We start from the raw sequence: 19,489 nt of genomic DNA, 5'->3' as shown, positions 1-19,489 counted from the left end.
CTGTCTTCTTCCGTGCACGTGGGCAACGAGCGCCAGGGCTCGAGTGGGCTCATGGGGAACGGACAGGAACGGCGGAAAATTAGCTTCGCGGCGCTGATCGGGACGGCCGGCAGGAAATAATTTCTACCTAAATATCAAATAGTTATAAACAGGAAGCGGCGAAAGCCGGGTGCCGTCGCCAGCACCCGGCCCACGCGTTGCCGATGGGCTCAGAAGGTCGCGGCCTGCGCCAGGGGAGCGAGCGAACCCTCGCCCGCGCGCCAGCGTTGCAGGCGCCGCTCGATGCAGGGCAGCACGGTGGCCTCCTGCTCGTGGATGAAGAAGTGCCCGCCGTCGAACAGTTGCAGTTCGAAGTCGGCACAGGTTTCCTCGCCCCAGGCCAGCAGCTGTTCCTCGCTGGCCTTGTCGGCACGCCCGCCGAGCACCTGGATGGGGCAGGCCAGCGGCGCGCGGCGCTGGTGGCGGTAGCTGCCGCAGAGCAGGAAGTCGGCGCGCAGGATGGGCAGCGTCAGGCTCATCAGCTCGGCGTTGGCCAGCACTTCCTCGGGGGTGCCCTGCAGGTCGCGCAGGTCGGCGATCAGCTCGGCGTCACTCTTCGGCTCGGCGAAGCCGCGGTCGTATTCCGCGCGCCGCGACGGCGCCGCCGTGCCCGAGGCGAACAGCCCCAGGGGCGTCGGGCTGCCCAGCTCGCGCAGGGCGTAGAGCAGCTCGCAGGCGAGCAGCGCGCCCAGGCTGTGGCCGAGTACCGCGTAGGGGCCCTGGCGCACTTCGTCGTGCAGCTCGCGGGCCAGCTGCCGGGCCAGGCCGGCCAGCTCGGTGTGCAGCGGCTCGGCCATGCGCGCGCCGCGCCCCGGCAGCTCCACCGGGCGCAGCTGCAGCCAGGCCGGCAGCTTGCGCCGCCAGCGGCTGTAGACCATGGCGCTGGCGCCGGAGTACGGCAGGCAGAAGAGTCGCAGCGCCACTCAGCCGGCCGCCTTGTCCATGTGCTGGCGCAGGCTCAGCGGGCGCATGTCGGTCCAGACCTGCTCGATATAGGCCAGGCAGTCCTTCTTCAGCCCGCTCTTGCCCACGGCGCGCCAGCCGGCGGGGATTTCCTTGTACTGCGGCCAGATGGAGTACTGCTCCTCGTGGTTCACCACCACTTCGAATGGGATGTCTTCGCGGTCGAATACAGAAGTCATTGCGCTTTCCTCAACTGGATGGGCCGGCCGCCCCGGGGGTGGCCGCTAAGGGTTAACGAAGTGGGTGGGGGGAAAATTAGGTGCCGAGGCCCTTCGTAGGAGCGGACCTTGTCCGCGATAGCCGGAGGTTCCGGCGCGGTTCGCGGATGAGATCCGCTCCTACGCCCTCCGGCAAACACAGCGCGTAGGGCGGATAACGTTCCACGTTATCCGCCGATTGGCCTCGACTCCAGGCGGCCACGAGGTTGATCCGGGGGGTGGGTAACGGCGTATAACCGCGAACGGTTATACGCCCTACGCCAGGCATGGCACCGCCGCGGCCAGGGCGTGGGCGAAGCGGCGGGCCACTTCGTCGATCTGCTCGGCGCTGATCACCAGCGGCGGCAGGAAGCGCACCACCGCGCCGTGGCGGCCGCCCAGTTCGAGGATCAGCCCGCGGCGCAGGCATTCGCGCTGGATGCGCGAGGCCAGCGCGGGGTTGGCCGGCGGGTGGCCGAGGCTGTCGGCGGCGCCTTCGGCGTCGACCACTTCCACCCCGAGCATCAGCCCGCGGCCGCGGATGTCGCCCAGCTGCGGGTAGCTGCGCTGGAGGATGCGCAGGTGCTCGGCCAGGCGCTCGCCCATGGCCGCGGCGTGGCCGGGCACGTCGTGTTCCTTGAGGTAGCGCATCACCGCGGAGCCGGCGGCCATGGCCATCTGGTTGCCGCGGAAGGTGCCGGCATGGGCGCCGGGCTGCCAGGTGTCCAGCCAGTCGCGGTAGACCACCACCGCCAGCGGCAGGCTGCCGCCTATGGCCTTGGACAGCAGCACCACGTCGGGGACGATGCCGGCGTGCTCGAAGGCGAACATACGCCCGGTGCGGCCGAAGCCGGTCTGGATCTCGTCGATCACCAGCGCCACCCCGGCCTTCTCGGTGATGCGCCGCAGGCCGCGCAGCCACTGCAGGTCGGCGGGCACCACGCCGCCCTCGCCCTGCACCACTTCCACCACCACCGCCGCCGGCAGCGGCACGCCGCTTTCCGGGTCGTTCAGCACGCTCTCCAGGTAGTGCAGGTTGGCGCGCACCCCGGCCTCGCCGCCGAGGCCGAAGGGGCAGCGGTAGTCGTAGGGGTACGGCAGGAACTGCACGCCGTTGCCCAGCACCGCGCCCAGGGCCTTCTTCGGCCCCAGGTTGCCCATCAGCCCCAGGGCGCCCTGGGTCATGCCGTGGTAGCCGCCCTGGAACGACAGCACGGTGCTGCGCCCGGTGGCGGTGCGCACCAGCTTGAGCGCGGCTTCCGCGGCGTCGGCGCCGGTGGGCCCGCAGAACTGGATCTTCGCCTCGCGCGCCAGCTGTGGCGGCAGCAGGCCGAACAGGTCCTGGACGAAGGCATCCTTCACCGGGGTGGTCAGGTCCAGGGTGTGCAGCGGCAGTTCGTCGGCCAGCACCTGCTGGATCGCCTCGATCACCACCGGGTGGTTGTGGCCCAGGGCCAGGGTGCCGGCGCCGGCCAGGCAGTCGATGAAGCGGCGGCCCTCGACGTCCTCGACGTACAGCCCGCGGGCCTTCTTCAGCGCCAGGGGGATGCGCCGCGGGTAGCTGCGCGCGTTGGACTCCTGGTGGCGCTGGCGCGCCAGCAGCGGCGATTCGGTGAATTCGTAGAGGGTTTCGCCCGCGGCCGGTTCGGCATGGGCAGGCTGGTCATCGATGACGCTGGTAGCGACTTGCATGTCTTCAACCTCGAGACGTGGTGGTGTGCCACGGTTGACGGGTGCCCCGCGATGGCGGAGCGGCTGTAGTGAATAACGCAGCGCGGCGCTCGGGATTTACCGCCGGCCGTGCCCTGCCCCGGCGCCCTTTTCGCGGGCGCAGGGCGGCCTGCGCGCGGCGAACCGCGCGTGGGCTGCAGGTGTTTCGCGATCCCCCCGCGGGGCCTCGGCGGCCCCGCGGGAGGTGCCGGGCTAGAGCATTTCCAGCTGCGACATCAGGTCGTCCAGGCGCGCCGCCTTGCGCTCGTCGATGGCGCTGGCGGCCTGGGCCTCGATGTAGCTGGCCAGTTCCTCCACCGTGCTGCACTCGAACATGGCCCGCAGCGGCACGTTGCGTTGCAGGGCCTTCTGCACCCGCGAGGCGATCTGCGTGGCCAGCAGCGAGTGCCCGCCCAGTTCGAAGAAGTTGTCCAGCACGCCGACGCGCTCGACCTTGAGCACCTCGGCCCAGATCTGCGCCAGGGTGGCCTCCAGCTCCGTGCGCGGCGCCTGGTAGGCGTGCGCCAGGGCCTGGCCGATGTCCAGCGCCGGCAGGGCCTTGCGGTCGAGCTTGCCGTTGGTGTTGAGCGGCATGCGCGCCAGCACCTGCCAGTGCAGCGGCACCATGTAGTCCGGCAGGTCGGCGCGCAGGTGCTGGCGCACCTGTTCGAGCCAGGCGCCCTCCTCTACTACCGTCGCAGCGGGCACCAGGTAGCCGACCAGGTACTTGCCGGTGGCGCTTTCCTGCACCGCCACGGCGGCCTCGCGCACCTCCGGCAGCTCGTGCAGGCGCGCCTCGATCTCGCCCAGTTCGATGCGGAAGCCGCGGATCTTCACCTGGTGGTCGACGCGCCCGACGTACTCCAGCACGCCGTCGGCGCGGCGCCGCGCCAGGTCGCCGGTGCGGTACAGGCGCTCGCCCGGCGCCCCGAAGGGGTGCGGGACGAAGGCCTGGGCGGTGCGCAGCGGGTCGCCGACATAGCCGCGGCCGACGCCGGTGCCGGCCACGCACAGCTCGCCCACCGCGCCCAGGGGCACCAGCTCGAAGTCGCCTTCGGCATCCAGCAGGTACAGCTGGTTGTTGTCGGTGGGGCTGCCGATGGGCAGGTAGGTGGCCTCGGTGGAGGCCGCGTCGACGCGGAAGAAGGCCACGTCGTCCGAGCATTCCGCCGGGCCGTAGGCGTTGACCAGGCCCACCTGCGGGTAGCGTTGCAGCCAGTGCCGCGCCAGTTCCGGCGGCATGGCCTCGCCGGTGGGCAGCATCCAGCGCAGGCCGGGCAGCGCCTTGTGCTCCTCGGCGAGCATGCCCTGGATCAGCGAGGGCACGCTTTCCAGCACGCTCACGCCCTGCTCCACCACGTGTTCCAGCAGGGCCTGCGGGTCCTGGGCGATGGCGTTCGGCACTATGGCCACGCGGCCGCCGAACAGCGGCGCGGCGAGGAACTGCCAGACCGAGATGTCGAAGCTCTGCGAGGCGGTCTGGGCGATCACGTCGCCCTCGCCGAGCGCCAGATACGGCACCTTGCTCAACTGGTTGTTGAGCATGCCGGCCTGCTCCACCATCACGCCCTTGGGCAGGCCGGTGGAGCCGGAGGTGTAGATCACGTAGGCCAGGTTGCGCGGCCCGCTGTAGCGCTGCGGGTCGTGCTCGGCGGCCGCGCCGTGCTGCACCTCGTCCCACACCAGCAGGCGCGGGCGACCGCCGCAGCCCAGCTCGGCGAGCAGCGCCAGGGCCTGTTCGCGGCAGGCGGCGCTGCACACCAGTACCGGCGTGCGGCTGAGTTCGAGGATGCGCGTCAGGCGCTGCGTCGGGTGCGCCGGGTCCAGCGGCAGATAGCCGGCGCCGGCCTTGAAGCTGCCGACGATCATGCCCAGCAGGTCCAGGCCGCGCTCGCCGAGCAGGGCCACCGGCTGGTCGAAGCCGACGCCGGCGGCCAGCAGCGCGTGGCCCAGGCGGTTGGCGCGGCGGTTCAGCTCGGCGTAGCTCCACTGCTGGTCCAGGCAACTGGCGGCGATGCGCTGCGGGTGCGCGGCCACCCGCGCTTCGAACAGGCGCACGTAGCCCTGCTCCAGCGGGTAGGCGTGCTCGCTGCGGTTGCAGTCCTCCAGCAGGAAGCGCCGTTCCCCAGTGCCCAGCAGCGGCAGTTCGGCCACGTCGCCATGGAAACCGTCGGCCAGGGCCAGCAGCAGGCGCTTGAACTCGCCGAGCAGGCGCTCGATGGTCGGCGCCTCGAAATAGCGCTGGTCGTAGGACAGGTGCAGGCCCAGGTCGTCGCCGGGGTAGCAGACCACGGTGAGCGGGAAGTTGGTGTGGGTGCGCCCGGAATCGGAGCTGGCCTTCAGGCTCTGCGCGCGGTCCAGCACCGCCACTTCCACCGGGGCGTTCTCGAACACGAAGAGGCTGTCGAACAGCGGCTGGCCCTTGGGCAGTTCGCTGGCTTCCTGGATGCTCACCAGCGGCAGGTGCTCGTGCTCGCGCAGTTCCAGGTTGCGTTCGAACAGCCCGGTCAGCCAGTCGCGCACCGTCTGCCGCGCGCCGGGCGCCGGCAGCTGCACGCGCAGTGGGATGCTGTTGATGAACAGCCCCACGGTGCGCTGCATCTGCGGCAGGCCCACCGGGCGCCCGGCCACGGTGACGCCGAACAGCAGGTCGCGCTCGCCGCTGTAGCGCCGCAGCACCAGGGCCCAGGCCGCCTGGGCGAAGGTGTTGACGGTGAGCTGGTAGCGCTGCGCCAGTTCGCGCAGGCGCGCGCCGTCAGCGGCGTCCAGGCGGGTGTAGCGGTCGCCGACGATCATCCCGCCGCTTTCCCCGGCGCGCTCGTGGAGGATCGGCCGGTCGCTGGGGATGTAGGTCGCGCGCTCGAAGCCGTTCAGGTTCTGCTGCCACCAGCGGCGCGAGTGCTCCAGGTCCTGGCGCTGCAGCCAGGCGATGTAGTCGCGGTAGCGCGGCGCGGCCGGCAGCTGCGGCGCGCGGCCCTCGCCCAGGGCGGCGTAGATCTCGAAGAAGTCGCTCATCAGCAGGCCGCGGCACCAGGCGTCGATGAGGATGTGGTGGTTGCTCATCATGAACCAGTGGCGCGCCGCGCCCAGGCGGATCAGGCGCAGGTGGAAGGGCGGCTCCTCGAGCAAATCGAAGCCGGCCTCGCGTTCCTGCTTGTGCAGGGCCTGCAGGCGTTCCTCGTGGCCGTCGGCGGGCAGTTCGCTCCAGTCGAGGAACTCGATGCGCAGCCGGCCGGGTTTGTGGATCACCTGCAGCATGGCCTCGCCGGCGTTCCACGAGAAGGACGCGCGCAGCGCCTCGTGGCGCGCCACCACGGCCTGCCAGGCGGCGGCGAAGCGCTCCCGGTCCAGCTCGCTGTCGATGCGGTAGCGGTCCTGCATGTAGTAGATGCCGGTGCCCGGCTCCAGCAGGGTGTGCAGCAGCAGGCCCTCCTGCATGGGCGTCAGCGGGTAGACGTCGTCGATCTGCGCCGCCGGCACCGCCAGGGCGTCAAGCTGCGCCTGGCTCAGGCGCGCCAGGGGGAAGTCGGAAGGCGTCAGGCCGCCGGCATCGTCGGCCAGGCAGTGGGCGATCAGCGCCTGCAGTTCGCCGAGGTAGGCGTTGGCCAGGTCGGCGATGGTCTGCTCTTCGTAGCGCTCGGCGCTGTAGGTCCAGCGCAGCACCAGTTCCCCGCCGTAGACCTGGCCGTCCACGCTCAGCTCGTTGGGCAGCGGCGCGGCGGCGTCGTGGATGGCCCCGGTGGGTTCGTCCAGCGGGCGGAACAGGGCGTCGTCGGTGAAGCTCTGGTCGAACTGGCCCAGGTAGTTGAAGGTGATGCGCGGCTGCGGCAGCTCGGCCAGGGCGCGGCGCCCGGCCTCGTCGCCCAGGTGGCGCAGCACGCCGTGGCCCAGGCCCTTGTGCGGCACGGCGCGCAGCTGTTCCTTGATCGCCTTGATCGACGCCGCCAGTCCCGCTTCGCCCGCCTCGCCAGCAGGCGCCAGGCGCAGCGGGAAGGCGCTGGTGAACCAGCCGACCGTGCGGCTGAGGTCGATGTCGTCGAACAGCGCCTCGCGGCCGTGGCCTTCCAGCTGCACCAGCACCGAGGCCTCGCCGCTGACACGGCAGAGCACCCGGGCCAGGGCGGTCAGCAGCAGGTCGTTGACCTGGGTCCGGTAGGCCGCCGGCGCCTGTTGCAGCAACTGGCGGGTGCGCTCGCGGTCCAGGCGCAGGCTCAGGCTGCGGGCCAGGGCCTCGTCGTTGCGGCCTTGCGGGTTGTCGCAGAACCAGGCGCCGGGGGCGCCGTCCAGCTGGCCGCGCCACCAGTGCAGTTCCTCGCGCAGCGGCTCGCTGCCGGCGTAGGCCTGCAGGCGCGCGGTCCAGTCGCGGAAGGCGCTGGTCTTGGCCGGCAGTTGCGGCGCTTCGCCGGCGGCGAGTTGGCGATAAACCTGCTGCAGGTCTTCCAGCAGCACGCGCCAGGACACGCCGTCCACCACCAGGTGGTGGATCGCCAGCAGCAGGCGCTGGGCGCCGGGGCCGTCCACCAGCACCGCGCGCAGCAGCGGGCCGTCCAGGGCCAGGCTGCGCTGGGCGCGCTCGAACACTTCGGCGCAGTCGTCGAAGCTCGCCACCTGCGCCTGCCATAGCAGCCAGGCGCCATCGTCCGCAGCCCGGTGTTCGGCGTGCCAGCGGCCACCTTCCTGGCGGAACGTCAGGCGCAGGGCGTCGTGGTGCTTGACCAGTTGCAGCAGGGCCTGGCGCAGCAGCTCGGCGTCCAGCGCCTGGCGCGGCTCCAGCAGCAGCGACTGGTTCCAGTGCGCGCGGTTCTCCAGGGGCAGTTCGAAGAACCACTGCTGGATCGGCGTCAACGCGCTCTCGCCCTGCACTTCGCCCTGCTCGGCGAGGCTTGTGCCGGCGCTGCGGGCGACGCCGGCCAGGCTGCGCACGCTCTGGTGCTGGAACAGGTCGCGCGGGCTGAACTGGATGCCCTGCTGGCGGGCGCGGCTGACCACCTGGATGGAGAGGATGGAGTCGCCGCCCAGTTCGAAGAAGTTGTCGTCCAGGCCGATCTGGGCGACGTTCAGCACCTCGCCCCAGACCGCCGCCAGCTGGCGTTCCAGCTCGCTGCGCGGGGCCTCGTAGGCGCGCTGGCCGAGGCTGGCGTCCGGCGCCGGCAGCGCGCGGCGGTCGAGCTTGCCGTTGGCGGTCAGCGGCAGGCCCTCCAGCAGCACCAAGTGCGCCGGCACCATGTAGTCCGGCAGTTGCTGCTTGAGGTGCGCCTTGAGCGCCTCGCGCAGTTCGGCCTGGGCCGCCTCGTCGGCGCCCGCCTCTGCGCAGCCCACGTAGCCCACCAGTTGCTTGCCGCTCGGCCCGTCGATGGCCAGCACGGCCGCCTCGCGCACCTGCGGGTGTTCCTGCAGGCGCGCCTCTATCTCGCCCAGCTCGATGCGGAAGCCGCGGATCTTCACCTGCTGGTCGATGCGTCCGAGGTATTCCACCTGGCCGTCGGCGCGCTGGCGCACGCGGTCGCCGGTGCGGTACAGGCGCCCGCCGGGCGCGCCGAAGGGGTCGGGCACGAAGCGTTCGGCGGTCAGCGCCGGGCGTTCGTGGTAGCCGCGGGCCAGGCCGGCACCGCCGACGTACAGCTCGCCGCCGGCGCCCTGGGGCACCAGGGCCAGGTCGGCGTCGAGGAGGCAGGCGCTGCGCTCGCCCACCAGGCTGCCGATGGGCACGCCGGCGCCGGCTTCCACCTGCTCCGGGGCCAGGGCCGCCAGGGGCATGACCACCGTCTCGGTGGGGCCGTAGGCGTTGAAGAAGTAGCGCGGCGCGAAGGCCTGGCGGATGCGTTGCAGGTGCTCGGCGGTCAGCGCCTCGCCGCCGGTGATGCACAGGCGCACCGGCAGCTGCCGGCCCTGGGTCTGCAGCCACTGGGCCAGTTGGCTGCCGTAGCTGGGGGTGAAGCCGAGGATGCTCACGCGGTGCTCGGCGATCAGTTGGCAGATGTCCTCGGCGCCCCACTGGCCCTGGGCCCGCAGCACCACGTGGGCGCCGCACAGCAGCGGCGTCAGCAGGCGCTCGCTGGCGGCGTCGAAGTTGATGGAATAGAAGTGCAGCTCGCAGTCGTCGGCGCGCATGCCGAAGCGTTCGATCACCGCGCGGCAGTGCATGGCGATCTCGCCGTGGCACACCGCCACGCCCTTGGGCTTGCCGGTGGAGCCGGAGGTGTAGATCAGGTAGGCCAGGTGCTGCGGCTGGGCGAAGGCCGGCAGCGGGCCGTCGTCCAGCGCCGCCAGGGCCGCGCCCTCCTGCGCAGGGCAGCAGCGGCCGACGCCTTCGGGCAGCGCGCCCAGGGCCTCGAACAGCGCCGGCTGGCCGAGCAGCAGGCGCACGCCGCTGTCCTCGATCATGTAGTGCAGGCGTTCCAGCGGGTATTCCGGGTCCAGCGGCACGTAGGCGCCGCCGGCCTTGAGGATGGCCAGCAGGCCGACGACCATTTCCAGCGAGCGTTCCAGGGCCAGGCCGACGCGCACTTCCGGGCCCACGCCGCGTTCGCGCAGCAGGCGCGCCAGGCGGTTGGCGCGGGTGTCCAGTTCGGCGTAGCTAAGGCTCTGGCCGGCGAAGGTCAGCGCCGGGGCCTGCGGCGTGGCCGCGGCCTGGGCGGCGAACAGGCCGTGCAGGGTATCGCTCAGTTGCGGCCCGCTGCAGGTCAGCAGCGCATCCTGCTCGCCGGCATCCAGCATCGGCAGCTCGCCCAGGCGCTGTTGCGGGTCGGCGATCATCGCCGCCAGCAGGTTCTGCCAGTGGCGCGCCATGCGGGCAATTCGCGGCTCGTCGAAGAGGTCGCGGCTGTAGGTCAGGCAGCAGCCCAGGCGCTGGTCGAGGTCGGTGACTTCCAGGTTGAGGTCGAACTTGGTGGCGCGGGCGTCGTTGACGCAGTACTCCACTGTCATCCCGGCCAACTGGCGGGTCTGCTGGAACTCCCAGCGCTGGACGTTGCACATCACCTGGAACAGCGGGTTGTAGGCGGCGCTGCGCGGCGGCTGCAGGGCCTCCACCAGGTGGTCGAAGGGCAGGTCCTGGTGCGACTGGCCGTCGATCACCGTCTGCCGCACCTGCTCCAGCAGCCCGGCCACGCTCATCTGCCCGTCGAGGCGGCAGCGCAGCACCTGGGTGTTGAGGAAGGCGCCGATCAGCCCTTCGCTCTCCGGGCGGATGCGGTTGGCCACCGGCGCGCCGATGCGCAGGTCCTGCTGGCCGCTGTAGCGGTACAGCAGCACGGCCAGGGCGGCGGTCATGGTCATGAACTGGGTCAGGCCGTTGCCGGCGTTGAAGCGGCGCACCCGCTCGGCCAGCTGTGGCGCCAAGTCGAAGCGGTAGAGGTCGCCGCGGTGGCTCTGCACCGGCGGCCGCGGGCGGTCGCCGGGCAGTTCCAGCACCGGATGCTCGTCGCCCAGCTGGGCGGTCCAGTAGTCCAGCTGACGCTGGCGTTCGCCGGCTTCCAGCCAGTCGCGCTGCCACAGGCTGTAGTCCAGGTATTGCACCGGCAGCGGCGCCAGGGGCGATTCGCGGCCGGCCAGGAAGGCCTCGTAGAGCGCGCTCAGCTCGCGGGCGAAGATGTCCATGGCCCAGCCTTCGGTGACGATGTGGTGGAGGGTCAGCACCAGGTAGTGCTCGTCCTCGGCCAGGCGGACCATGTACACCCGCAGCAGTGGGCCCTGTTCGAGGTCGAAGGGCTTGTGCGCCTCGTCGTCGGCCAGTTGCTGCAGGGCCTGCTGGCGGGCGTCGGTGTCGAGGTGGGAGAAGTCCAGGCGCTGCATGCGCAGGCCGCTGTCCTCCTGCACCTGCTGATGCGGCACGCCGTCGACGCTGGGGAAGCGGGTGCGCAGGGTCTCGTGGCGCTGCACCAGGGCTTGCAGGGCGCGCTCGAAGCAGTCCAGGTCCAGCACGCCGCGCAGCCGCGCCATGCCGCCGACGTTGTAGGCCGGGCTGTCCGGCTCCAGTTGCCAGAGGAACCACATGCGCTGCTGCGAGTAGGACAGCGGCACGCGCTGGCTGCGGTCCACCGGGCGGATCGCGCCCTGGCTGTCGCGGCTGCCGGCGGCGCGCAGCTGGCGTACCCGCTCGGCGAAGGCGCCCAGGCGGCTGGCGTCGAACAGCTCACGCAGCGGCAGCTCGATGGCGAAGGCCTGGCGCGCGCGGGAGACGATCCGGGTGGCCAGCAGCGAGTGGCCGCCCAGTTCGAAGAAGTCGTCGTCCAGGCCCACTTGCGGCAGGCCCAGCACTTCGCTCCAGATGCTGGCCAGGCGCTGTTCCACCTCGTCGCGCGGGGCGACGTGCTCGCGCTGCTGCCCGCTCGGCTCGGGCAGGGCCTTGAGGTCCAGCTTGCCGCTGGGGCCCAGGGGCATGCTGTCCAGGCGCATGAGCTGCGCCGGCACCATGTATTCCGGCAATGCTGCCTGCAACGCGGTGCGCAGGGCCTGGCCGTGTTCGGCCTTGGCCGGGGCATCGGCGGTCGCGGTGTAGTAGCCCAGCAGTTGGCTGCCGAGGTTGCCGGCCTGGCGGATCAGCACCACGGCCTGGGCCACGCCGGGCTGGGCCAGCAGGCGCGCGCGGATTTCGTCCAGCTCGATGCGGAAGCCGCGCAGTTTCACCTGGCCGTCCTGGCGGCCGAGGTATTCCAGCACGCCCTGCTCGCTCCAGCGCGCGCGGTCGCCGGTGCGATACAGCCGTGCGCCGGGCGCGCCCAGCGGGTCGGCGACGAAGCGTTCGGCGCTCAGCCCCGGGCGGCCCAGGTAGCCGCGGGCCAGGCCGATGCCGCCGATGCACAGCTCGCCGGCGGCGCCCGACAGCAGCGGATTGAGCTCGCTGTCGAGGACGCGGCAGACCACGTTGCCCAGCGGCCGGCCGATGGGCGAGCGCGCGCCATCCTCCAGCGAGCAGTGCCAGTGGGTGACGTTGATCGCGGTTTCCGTCGGGCCGTAGCGGTTGTGCAAGGCCACGCCGGGCAGGCGTTGCAGCACCCGGTCGCGCAGCTGCGCCGGCAGCGCCTCGCCGCCGGAGAACAGGCGGCGCAGGCTGGTGCATTCCTCCACGCCCGGCTCGTCGATGAACAGTTGCAGCAGCGGCGGCACGAAGTGCAGCGTGGTCACGCCGAACTGCCGCACCAGTTGGGCGATGCGCGCCGGGTCGCGGTGCTCGCCGGGGCCGGCCAGCACCAGGCGGCAGCCCGCCAGCAGCGGCCAGAAGCATTCCCACACCGAGACGTCGAAGCTCACCGGGGCCTTCTGCATCAGCACGTCGTCGGCCCGCAGCGCATAGGTGGCCTGCATCCATTGCAGGCGCTCGGCCAGGGCGGCGTGGGTGTTGCCCACGCCCTTGGGCTGGCCGGTGGAGCCGGAGGTGTAGATGACGTAGGCCAGGTTGTCGCCGTGCAGGTGCAGGCCCGGCGCGCTGCTCGGCCAGCCGTCCAGCTTGAGGCCGTCGAAGCACAGGGTGGCGACGCCTTCCAGGCTTGGCAGGCATTCCAGCAGGTGGGACTGGGTCAGCAGCAGGCTGGCGCCGCAGTCGTCGAGCATGTAGGCCAGGCGTTCTGCGGGGTAGTCCGCGTCCAGCGGCACGTAGGCGCCGCCGGCCTTGAGGATGGCCAGCAGGCCCACCAGCAGCTGCGGCGAGCGTTCGGCACAGATGGCCACCGGCACGTCGGGGCCCACGCCCTTGTCGCGCAGGTAGTGGGCCAGGCGGTTGGCCTGGGCGTGCAGTTCGGCGTGGCTGAGTTCGCCGCCGTCCCATTGCAGCGCCACGCGTTCGGCGTGGGCCGGCAATGCGCGTTCCAGCTGCTCCGGCAGCCAGCTGCGCGCCGGCTCGCAGGGCGCGCTGCTCCACTGCTCCAGGCGTGCCAGTTCCGCGTCCGTCGCCAGGGCGATGTCGCCCAGGCACAGCTGCGGTTGTGCCACCACCTGGCGCAGCAGCGCCACGTACTGGTCGGCCAGGCGCTGGATGCTGGCGGCGTCGAACAGCTCGGCGGCGTAGTCGAAGTTCAGGCGCAGACGGCCGCGGGCGTCTTCCTCGGTCTGCAATTGCAGGTCGAACTTGGCCTCGCGGCTGTGCCAGGGCAGTTCCTCGGCCAGCAGGCCAGGCAGCCGGCGCAGGGCGGAAAGGTCGCGCTGCTGGTGGTTGAACAGCACCTGGAACGGCTGGCCGCCGTGGCCCGGCAGGGCTTCCAGCAGGCTGTCGAAGGGCAGGTCCTGGTGTTCCTGGGCGCCCAGGGTGGCTTCGCGCACCTGGGCCAGCAACTGGCCGAAGGCCTGCCGCGGAGCGGGCGTGGCGCGCAGCACCAGGGTGTTGATGAAGAAGCCGACCAGCCCCTGGACTTCCTGGCGCTGGCGGTTGGCGCTGGGCACGCCGACGCGGATGTCGGCCTGCCCGCTGTGGCGGTGCAGCAGGGCCTGGAAGGCCGCCAGCAGCCACATGAAGACGCTGGCCTGGTTGGCCTGGGCCGCTTCGCGCAGGGCCTGGCCAAGCTTGTCGTCCAGGCGCAGGCTCAGGCGCGCCGCCGGCGAGGCGGCGCTGCCACGCGGGTGGTCGGTGGGCAGTTCCAGCACCGGGGCTTCCTCGCCCAGCTGTTCGCGCCAGTAGCCCAGCTGGCGGGCGCCCTCGCCCGCCTCCAGCCACTGGCGCTGCCAGCTGGCGAACTCGGCATAGCCGACCGGTAGCGGCGCCAGCTCGGCGGCCTGGCCGCCCAGGGCCTCGGCGTACAGGCGGGCGAATTCGTCCAGCAGCAGGTTCAGCGACCAGCCGTCGGCCACGATGTGGTGCAGGGTCACCCACAGCTGGTGCAGGTCGTCGTCCAGGCGCACCAGGCTCACCCGCAGCAGCGGGCCCTTTTCCAGGTCGAACGGCTCGCGGGCCTCGGCCTCGCGGCGCCGTTCGGCTTCGCCGGTGTCCAGTTGCAGCACCTGCCAGTGGAACTCGCCGCGCGGTTCGATGCGTTGCAGCGCCTGGCCGTCGCGTTCGAGGAAGCGTGTGCGCAGCGACTCATGGCGCTGCACCAGGCGGGCGAAGCTGTCGTAGACCGCGTCTTCGTCCAGTTCGCCGCGCAGCAGCAAGCCGCCGGGGATGTTGTAGGCGCAGCCCTGGGGTTCGATCTGCCAGTTCAGCCACAGGCGGCGCTGGGCCGCGGATTGCGGCAGGTCGCCGCCGCGCGGCAGCTGGGCCATGGGCGCTTCCACCGCGGCGCCATTGGCCAGGCGAGCGGCCACGGCGGCGCTGAAGGCGGCCAGGCTCGGCGCTTCGAACAGCAGGCGCAGGTTCAGGTTGACGCCCAGGGCCTCGCGCAGCGCGGCCATGACCTGGGCGGCGGCGATGGAGTTGCCGCCCAGCAGGAAGAAGTTGTCGTCCGCGCCTACGCGCTCGACGCCCAGGTGCTCGCGCCAGAGTTCGGCGATGCGTGCCTGCAAGGCATCGGCGCCTTGCTCCGGCGCGGCTTCGGCCCGGGGTGCCAGGCCGGGGTAGACGGCGTAGGCGTCCAGGCTGCCGTCGGCCAGGCGCGTGCGGCAGGCCGAGCGCTGCAGCTTGCCGCTGGAGGTGCGCGGCAGCGCGCCGGGGTTGAGCAGCGCCACCACCTTGGGCGCCTCCTGGCAGGCCTCGGCCACCGCCTGGCGGATGGCGTCGATCAGGGCGTCGGCCGGGATGCGCTTCTGCAGCGCGCGGCCGACCTCGGCGGCGATGCCGATGCCCTCCTCGCCATCGACCTGCACGGCGAAGGCGGCCACTCGGCCCTTGCGCACCGCATCCACCTCGGTTTCCACGGCGCGTTCGATGTCCTGCGGGTAGAGGTTGTGGCCGCGGATGATGAGCATGTCCTTCAGGCGCCCGGTGACGTACAACTCGCCGTCGCGCAGGCAGCCCAGGTCGCCGGTGCGCAGCCAGGTGCGGCCGTCGCGCTCGACGAAGGCCTTGGCCGTGGCCTCGGGGTTGCGCCAGTAGCCGTGGGCGATGCTCGGCCCGGCGGCCCAGACCTCGCCTACCTGGTTCTCGCCCAGGGTGGCGCCGCTTTGCGGGTCGACGATCATCACCGCATGTTCCGGCTGGCTGCGGCCACAGCACATGAGCACGCTGTCGCTGCCCGCTTCGATGCGGTTCTGCGCCAGGGCCGCCTCGTCCACGCCCAGGGCGGCGATGCCCTGGCCGCGCTGGCCGCCGCTGACGAACAGGGTGGCCTCGGCCAGGCCGTAGCAGGCGAAGAAGCTGGAGGCCTCGAAGCGGCTGGCGGCGAACTTGGCGGCGAAATTATCCAGGCTGTCCTGGCGGATCGGTTCGGAGCCGGAGAAGGCCACGCGCCAGCGGCTCAGGTCCAGCCCGGCCAGGGCCGATTCGCTGACGCGCTCGGTGCACAGGCGGTAGGCGAAGTCCGGCCCGCCGCTGACGGTGCCGCCGTGCCGGCTGATGGCTTCCAGCCAGCGCACTGGCCGTTCGAGGAAATAGCGCGGCGACATCAGCACGCAGGGCACGCCGCTGTAGACTGGCTGCAGCAGGCCGCCGATCAGGCCCATGTCGTGGTACAGCGGCAGCCAGCTGACGATCACATCGTCGGCGCCGATGCCGAAGCCGCCGCGGATCAGCCGCTCGTTGGCCACCAGGTTGCCGTGGCTGACCTGCACGCCCTTGGGCAGCGCGGTGGAGCCGGAGGTGTACTGCAGGAAGGCGATGTGTTCGGGGCGGACCTCGGTTTCCACCCAGGCCTCGGCGCCGGCCAGGTCCAGTTCGTCGACGCACAGCAGCTGCGGCGCGGCGGCGCCGGACAGCGCCGGGCAGCCTTCCAGCAACGCCCCGCGCAGTTCGGCCTGGGTCAGCACCAGGCGCGGCGCGCAGTCGTCGATGATCGACAGCAGGCGTTCCTGGTGGTGGCGGCGCGCCGACTCCGGCGGGTAGGCGGGCACCGCGACCATGCCGGCGTACAGGCAGCCGAAGAAGGCGGCGACGTAGTCCGGGCCGCTGGGGAACAGCAGCACCGCGCGCTCGCCCTGCCCCGCCCGGGCCTGCAGGGCGGCGGCGATGCAGCGGGCGCGGCGGTCCAGCTCGGCATAGCTGAGCACCAGGTCGCCGGCGCCGTCTTCGGCCAGGAAGCGCAAGGCCAGCCGGTCGGGTTGGGTGCCGGCACGCTGGCGCAGGGCCTGGGCCATTGAGGAGGGATGTTCGAACGCGTCCATTTGGATTTCCTGCTGAGTGCAACCGCGACTGGTCATCGACCGGAAAAGTCCCACTTGGGCCTTCAGCCGGTTCTCTCAGAGGTGTACGGACGATCATTCGAAATAATTAGTGTTCTCAGCTAGGCCGGCGAGCCCGCCCGGATGGCACAAAGCCAGTCTGCACGGGGCTTTCCGGCCAGCAAGAACATTCATTTACAATTGTTGACAATGATTCTCATTTCAAATACTTTCCGGCTCGGCTCGCTGGATGCGTACCTGACTAGCGATTTGCCCACCCACACTGCCGCTAGGTGATTCTCATGCTGGATGAACTGCCCACCTCCCGTTATGCCTCCCCGTTGGTCGCGACCTTCATCGAGAATCGTTCCATCCTGGTCAAGTTCGCCTCGCGCTTCCTCGGCTGCCGTTCCCATGCCGAGGACGTGGTGCAGGACACCTTCTTCCGCCTGCAGAGCGCCTCCGGCGCCTCCATTCCGCTGAAGGCGCAGATGAGCTACCTGTTCCAGGTGGTGCGCAACCTGGCCATCGACCACTACCGCAAGCAGGCGCTGGAGCAGCGCCACACCGGCGCGCCGCAGGAGCTGATGGAGGCCGAGGCGGCCTACGGCGCCACGCCGGAAACCCTGCACATCAACTTCGACACCCTCGAACAGATCGACGAGGCCCTGAGCCAGCTGCCCGAGCGTACCCGCTACGCCTTCGAGATGTACCGTCTGCACGGCGTGCAGCAGAAGGAGATCGCCCGCGAGCTGGGGGTTTCCCCGACCCTGGTCAACTTCATGATCCGCGATGCCCTGCTGCATTGCTGCGCCAGAGTGGCCAAGGACGAACAGCCCGCCCGCCGCGCCTGAAGCCCCTTGCGCCCCGGTGCCGGATGCCGTGCATTGCCGGGGCAAGGGGCAGCCGCCCCGACCTGTCCCATATTCCCGACGGAATCTTCCTGCTTTACAGCCCCCGCCCCTGAATCTCCGCCAATACCCCCGGCGCGGCGCCCGGCCTTGTCCATAATGGCGCCCTGGCGTCTGCCATCCACCTGCCTTCAGCCACGGCGTCGAGCCCCTCGAAAGCGCGCTCGCGCCAGGCATGTCCGGCCCGGGTGGATGGCGCGGCGATCTCCACAGTATCGACGGAATCCACCATGTCCTTGGGGCCCATGCCCAGGCTCAACCTGCGCACCTTGATCCTTCTGTTCGCCTCCCTGGCGGCCATCGCGACCCTGGCCAACGACCTGTTCGCCACCTACCGGATTCAGCGGGAGACGCTGGTCCTCAGTGCGCTGGAACACAACCGGGCCTATGCGGCCAAGGTTGCGCTGAGCATCAGCCAGAGCCTCGCCTCGTCCCTGGACCGCCTGGCCTATAGCGCGACTGTCCTCGGGCGTGATTTCGCCGATGCGGCGGTCCGCGGCGCCGAGGTGGAACGCCTGGCCCGCCAGGACGGCAGCTTCAACACCGTGGTCATCGTCGACGCGACCGGGCGGATCCTCAGCGCCCTGCCCCAGTGGCTCAGCGCCAATGGGCGCAAGATCCTCTCCAAGCGCCCCCTGGAAATGCGCCAGGCGATGATCAGCCCGGCCTTCCATTCACAGTCCGGCGAGCGGGTGGTGTTCGTCTCCCATCCGGTGTGGAACGCCCGCGGCGACTACCTCGGCCTGGTCGGCGGGACCATCTACCTGAACCGCGCCAATTCGCTGAACCACATCGTCAGCCGGCACTTCCAGAAGGACACCTCCTTCGTCTACCTGGTGGACGAGCAGCGCCAGTTGCTCTACCACCCCGAGCGCGAGCGCATCGGCCAGACGATCGGCGTCAACGCCGCGGTGGACGCCGCGCTGCGCGGCGAAAGCGGCGCCATGCAGGTCACCAATCACGAGGGCCTGGAGATGCTCGCCGGCTACGCGGCGGTGCCGGACAGCGGCTGGGGCGTGGTCTCGCAGCAGCCGCTGAGCGTCACCCTCGGCGCCGTGCGCGCGCTGATGCTGCAGGTGCTGGCGGGGATAGTGCCGATGATCCTGCTCGGCTTCCCGCTGCTGTGGTGGATAGCCGCGCGGATCAGCCATCCCCTGCGCCGGCTGGCCGACTACGCGGCGCAGCTGGACAACACCGAGCGCATCGAGGGGGTGCGCGCCTGGTACTTCGAGGCCTGGCGCATCCGCCGGGCGCTGATCATCGGCGGACAGATGACCCAGGAGCGCATCGGCCAGCTCAACCGCCAGGCCCAGAGCGACCCGCTGACCGGCCTGGCGAACCGCCGCGCGCTGGAGGCGACCCTGGCGAGCTGGGTGGCGCGCGGCGAGCCCTTCGCGGTCATCAGCATGGACATCGACCACTTCAAGCAGGTCAACGACACCTTCGGCCATGCCGCCGGCGACCAGGTGCTGCAAGCCTTCGCCGAGGTGCTGCGGTGCAACTCGCGCAGCGGCGACCTGCCGTGCCGTGCCGGCGGCGAGGAGTTCATCCTGCTGCTGCCGGCCACCTCGCTCGGCGTGGCGGCGGAAGTCGCCGAACGCATCCGCCTGACGACGGAACGCACGGACTTCCCGCAGGTGGGGCGGGTGACCCTGTCGCTGGGCGTGGCCTTCAGCAGCGAGGGACGGACGGACGTCGGCGCGGTGCTCGCGACCGCCGACGCCCTGCTCTACCAGGCCAAGCAGGCCGGCCGCAACCGCGTCATGGTGGCGGACGAGCGGCCGGTTGGCGTGGCGCAGCCTCATCCGTCCTGAGGGCCCGGCCCGGAGCATCCGGCGGTAGCGCGCCAGAACGTAGGGCGCATAACCGTTCGCGGTTATGCGCCGTTGCCCATTGGCTATTTCAGACGGGTTCGTGGTTGAGCATCACACCGAACAGTCCCCTCTCCCGCTTGCGGGGGAGGGTTAGGGAGGGGGAGCGGAGTTACAGGTTTTGGTAGCGGAGTGTTGGTGGAGTTCGTTGCCCTCACCCCAGCCCTCTCCCGGAGGGAGAGGGGGCTGTTCGGCGTGGGTGGATAACGCAGTGTCAGCCGGCAGGTTCGTAGGGCGTATAACCGTTCGCGGTTATACGCCGTTGGCCGATACACCGATGCCATCATGACTGTAGGAGCGAGCTTGCTCGCGAACGGGGTTTGCCGGTGGCGTAGGCGCTGGCTTCAAGAGCGCCCTCTCCCCAACCCTCTCCCTGAAGGGAGAGGGGGCTGTCCTCAGCGAAGGGAGAATCCAGAGTTACCCTGAAGCACCTATCTATCCCCGTCATTCCCGCGAACGCGGGAGCCCAGTGACTGCGGGGTTCGCGAGCAAGCTCGCTCCTACGAAGAGCAGGATTTCCAGAGGAATATCCGAGCGCACCGGAGTGCCCCTTCAGAAGGCCGAACGAAACCCGCGCTCAGGAGGTCATGCGACATGGATGTCGCGAGAGCCCCGA

At 70.8% G+C, this 19,489-nt stretch carries 6 protein-coding genes; 2 read left to right on the top strand and 4 right to left on the bottom strand.

The window, feature by feature from the left end; genetic code table 11:
• Positions 1–209 precede the first annotated feature (209 nt).
• The 4 genes from IG194_RS29540 to IG194_RS29525 all read right to left on the bottom strand — a co-directional run bounded on the left by IG194_RS29540 (position 210) and on the right by IG194_RS29525 (position 16,094).
• Entirely contained in the window at positions 210–962 is a 753-nt protein-coding gene (locus tag IG194_RS29540) for a thioesterase II family protein (RefSeq protein WP_082996403.1), read from the bottom strand.
• A complete protein-coding gene (locus IG194_RS29535) occupies positions 963–1,181 on the bottom strand; it encodes an MbtH family protein (protein ID WP_009622053.1) in 219 nt (72 codons plus the stop codon).
• A gap of 294 nt (positions 1,182–1,475) precedes the next feature.
• The gene (locus IG194_RS29530; RefSeq protein WP_058489630.1) at positions 1,476–2,891 is read right to left on the bottom strand and encodes an aspartate aminotransferase family protein; all 1,416 of its coding nucleotides are present in this window, start codon (positions 2,889–2,891) and stop codon (positions 1,476–1,478) included.
• A 231-nt stretch (positions 2,892–3,122) separates the two neighbouring features.
• Positions 3,123–16,094: a non-ribosomal peptide synthase/polyketide synthase gene (locus IG194_RS29525; RefSeq protein ID WP_058489629.1), complete on the bottom strand. Its 12,972-nt coding sequence runs from the start codon at positions 16,092–16,094 to the stop codon at positions 3,123–3,125.
• A gap of 299 nt (positions 16,095–16,393) precedes the next feature.
• Between IG194_RS29525 and IG194_RS29520 the strand changes: the two genes are divergently transcribed.
• Together IG194_RS29520 and IG194_RS29515 are read left to right on the top strand one after the other, a co-directional pair.
• Complete coding sequence (locus tag IG194_RS29520; protein WP_058489628.1) at positions 16,394–16,945, top strand: RNA polymerase factor sigma-70; 552 nt, start codon at positions 16,394–16,396, stop codon at positions 16,943–16,945.
• Between the two features lie 287 nt (positions 16,946–17,232).
• Positions 17,233–18,816: a sensor domain-containing diguanylate cyclase gene (locus IG194_RS29515; protein ID WP_058489626.1), complete on the top strand. Its 1,584-nt coding sequence runs from the start codon at positions 17,233–17,235 to the stop codon at positions 18,814–18,816.
• The last annotated feature ends 673 nt before the right edge of the window (positions 18,817–19,489 follow it).

It is taken from the genome of Pseudomonas sp. ADPe (genome assembly GCF_014843515.1).
Classification (GTDB): domain Bacteria; phylum Pseudomonadota; class Gammaproteobacteria; order Pseudomonadales; family Pseudomonadaceae; genus Pseudomonas; species Pseudomonas citronellolis.
The sequence above is the reverse complement of the archived record's forward strand: the minus strand, read 5'-3'. Positions and strand labels throughout refer to the sequence as shown.

Coding starts and splice junctions, on each gene's coding strand:
- IG194_RS29535 (WP_009622053.1), bottom strand. CDS start 1,181: ATGACTTCTGTATTCGACCGCGAAGACATCCCATTCGAAGTGGTGGTG.
- IG194_RS29530 (WP_058489630.1), bottom strand. CDS start 2,891: ATGCAAGTCGCTACCAGCGTCATCGATGACCAGCCTGCCCATGCCGAA.
- IG194_RS29525 (WP_058489629.1), bottom strand. CDS start 16,094: ATGGACGCGTTCGAACATCCCTCCTCAATGGCCCAGGCCCTGCGCCAG.
- IG194_RS29520 (WP_058489628.1), top strand. CDS start 16,394: ATGCTGGATGAACTGCCCACCTCCCGTTATGCCTCCCCGTTGGTCGCG.
- IG194_RS29515 (WP_058489626.1), top strand. CDS start 17,233: ATGTCCTTGGGGCCCATGCCCAGGCTCAACCTGCGCACCTTGATCCTT.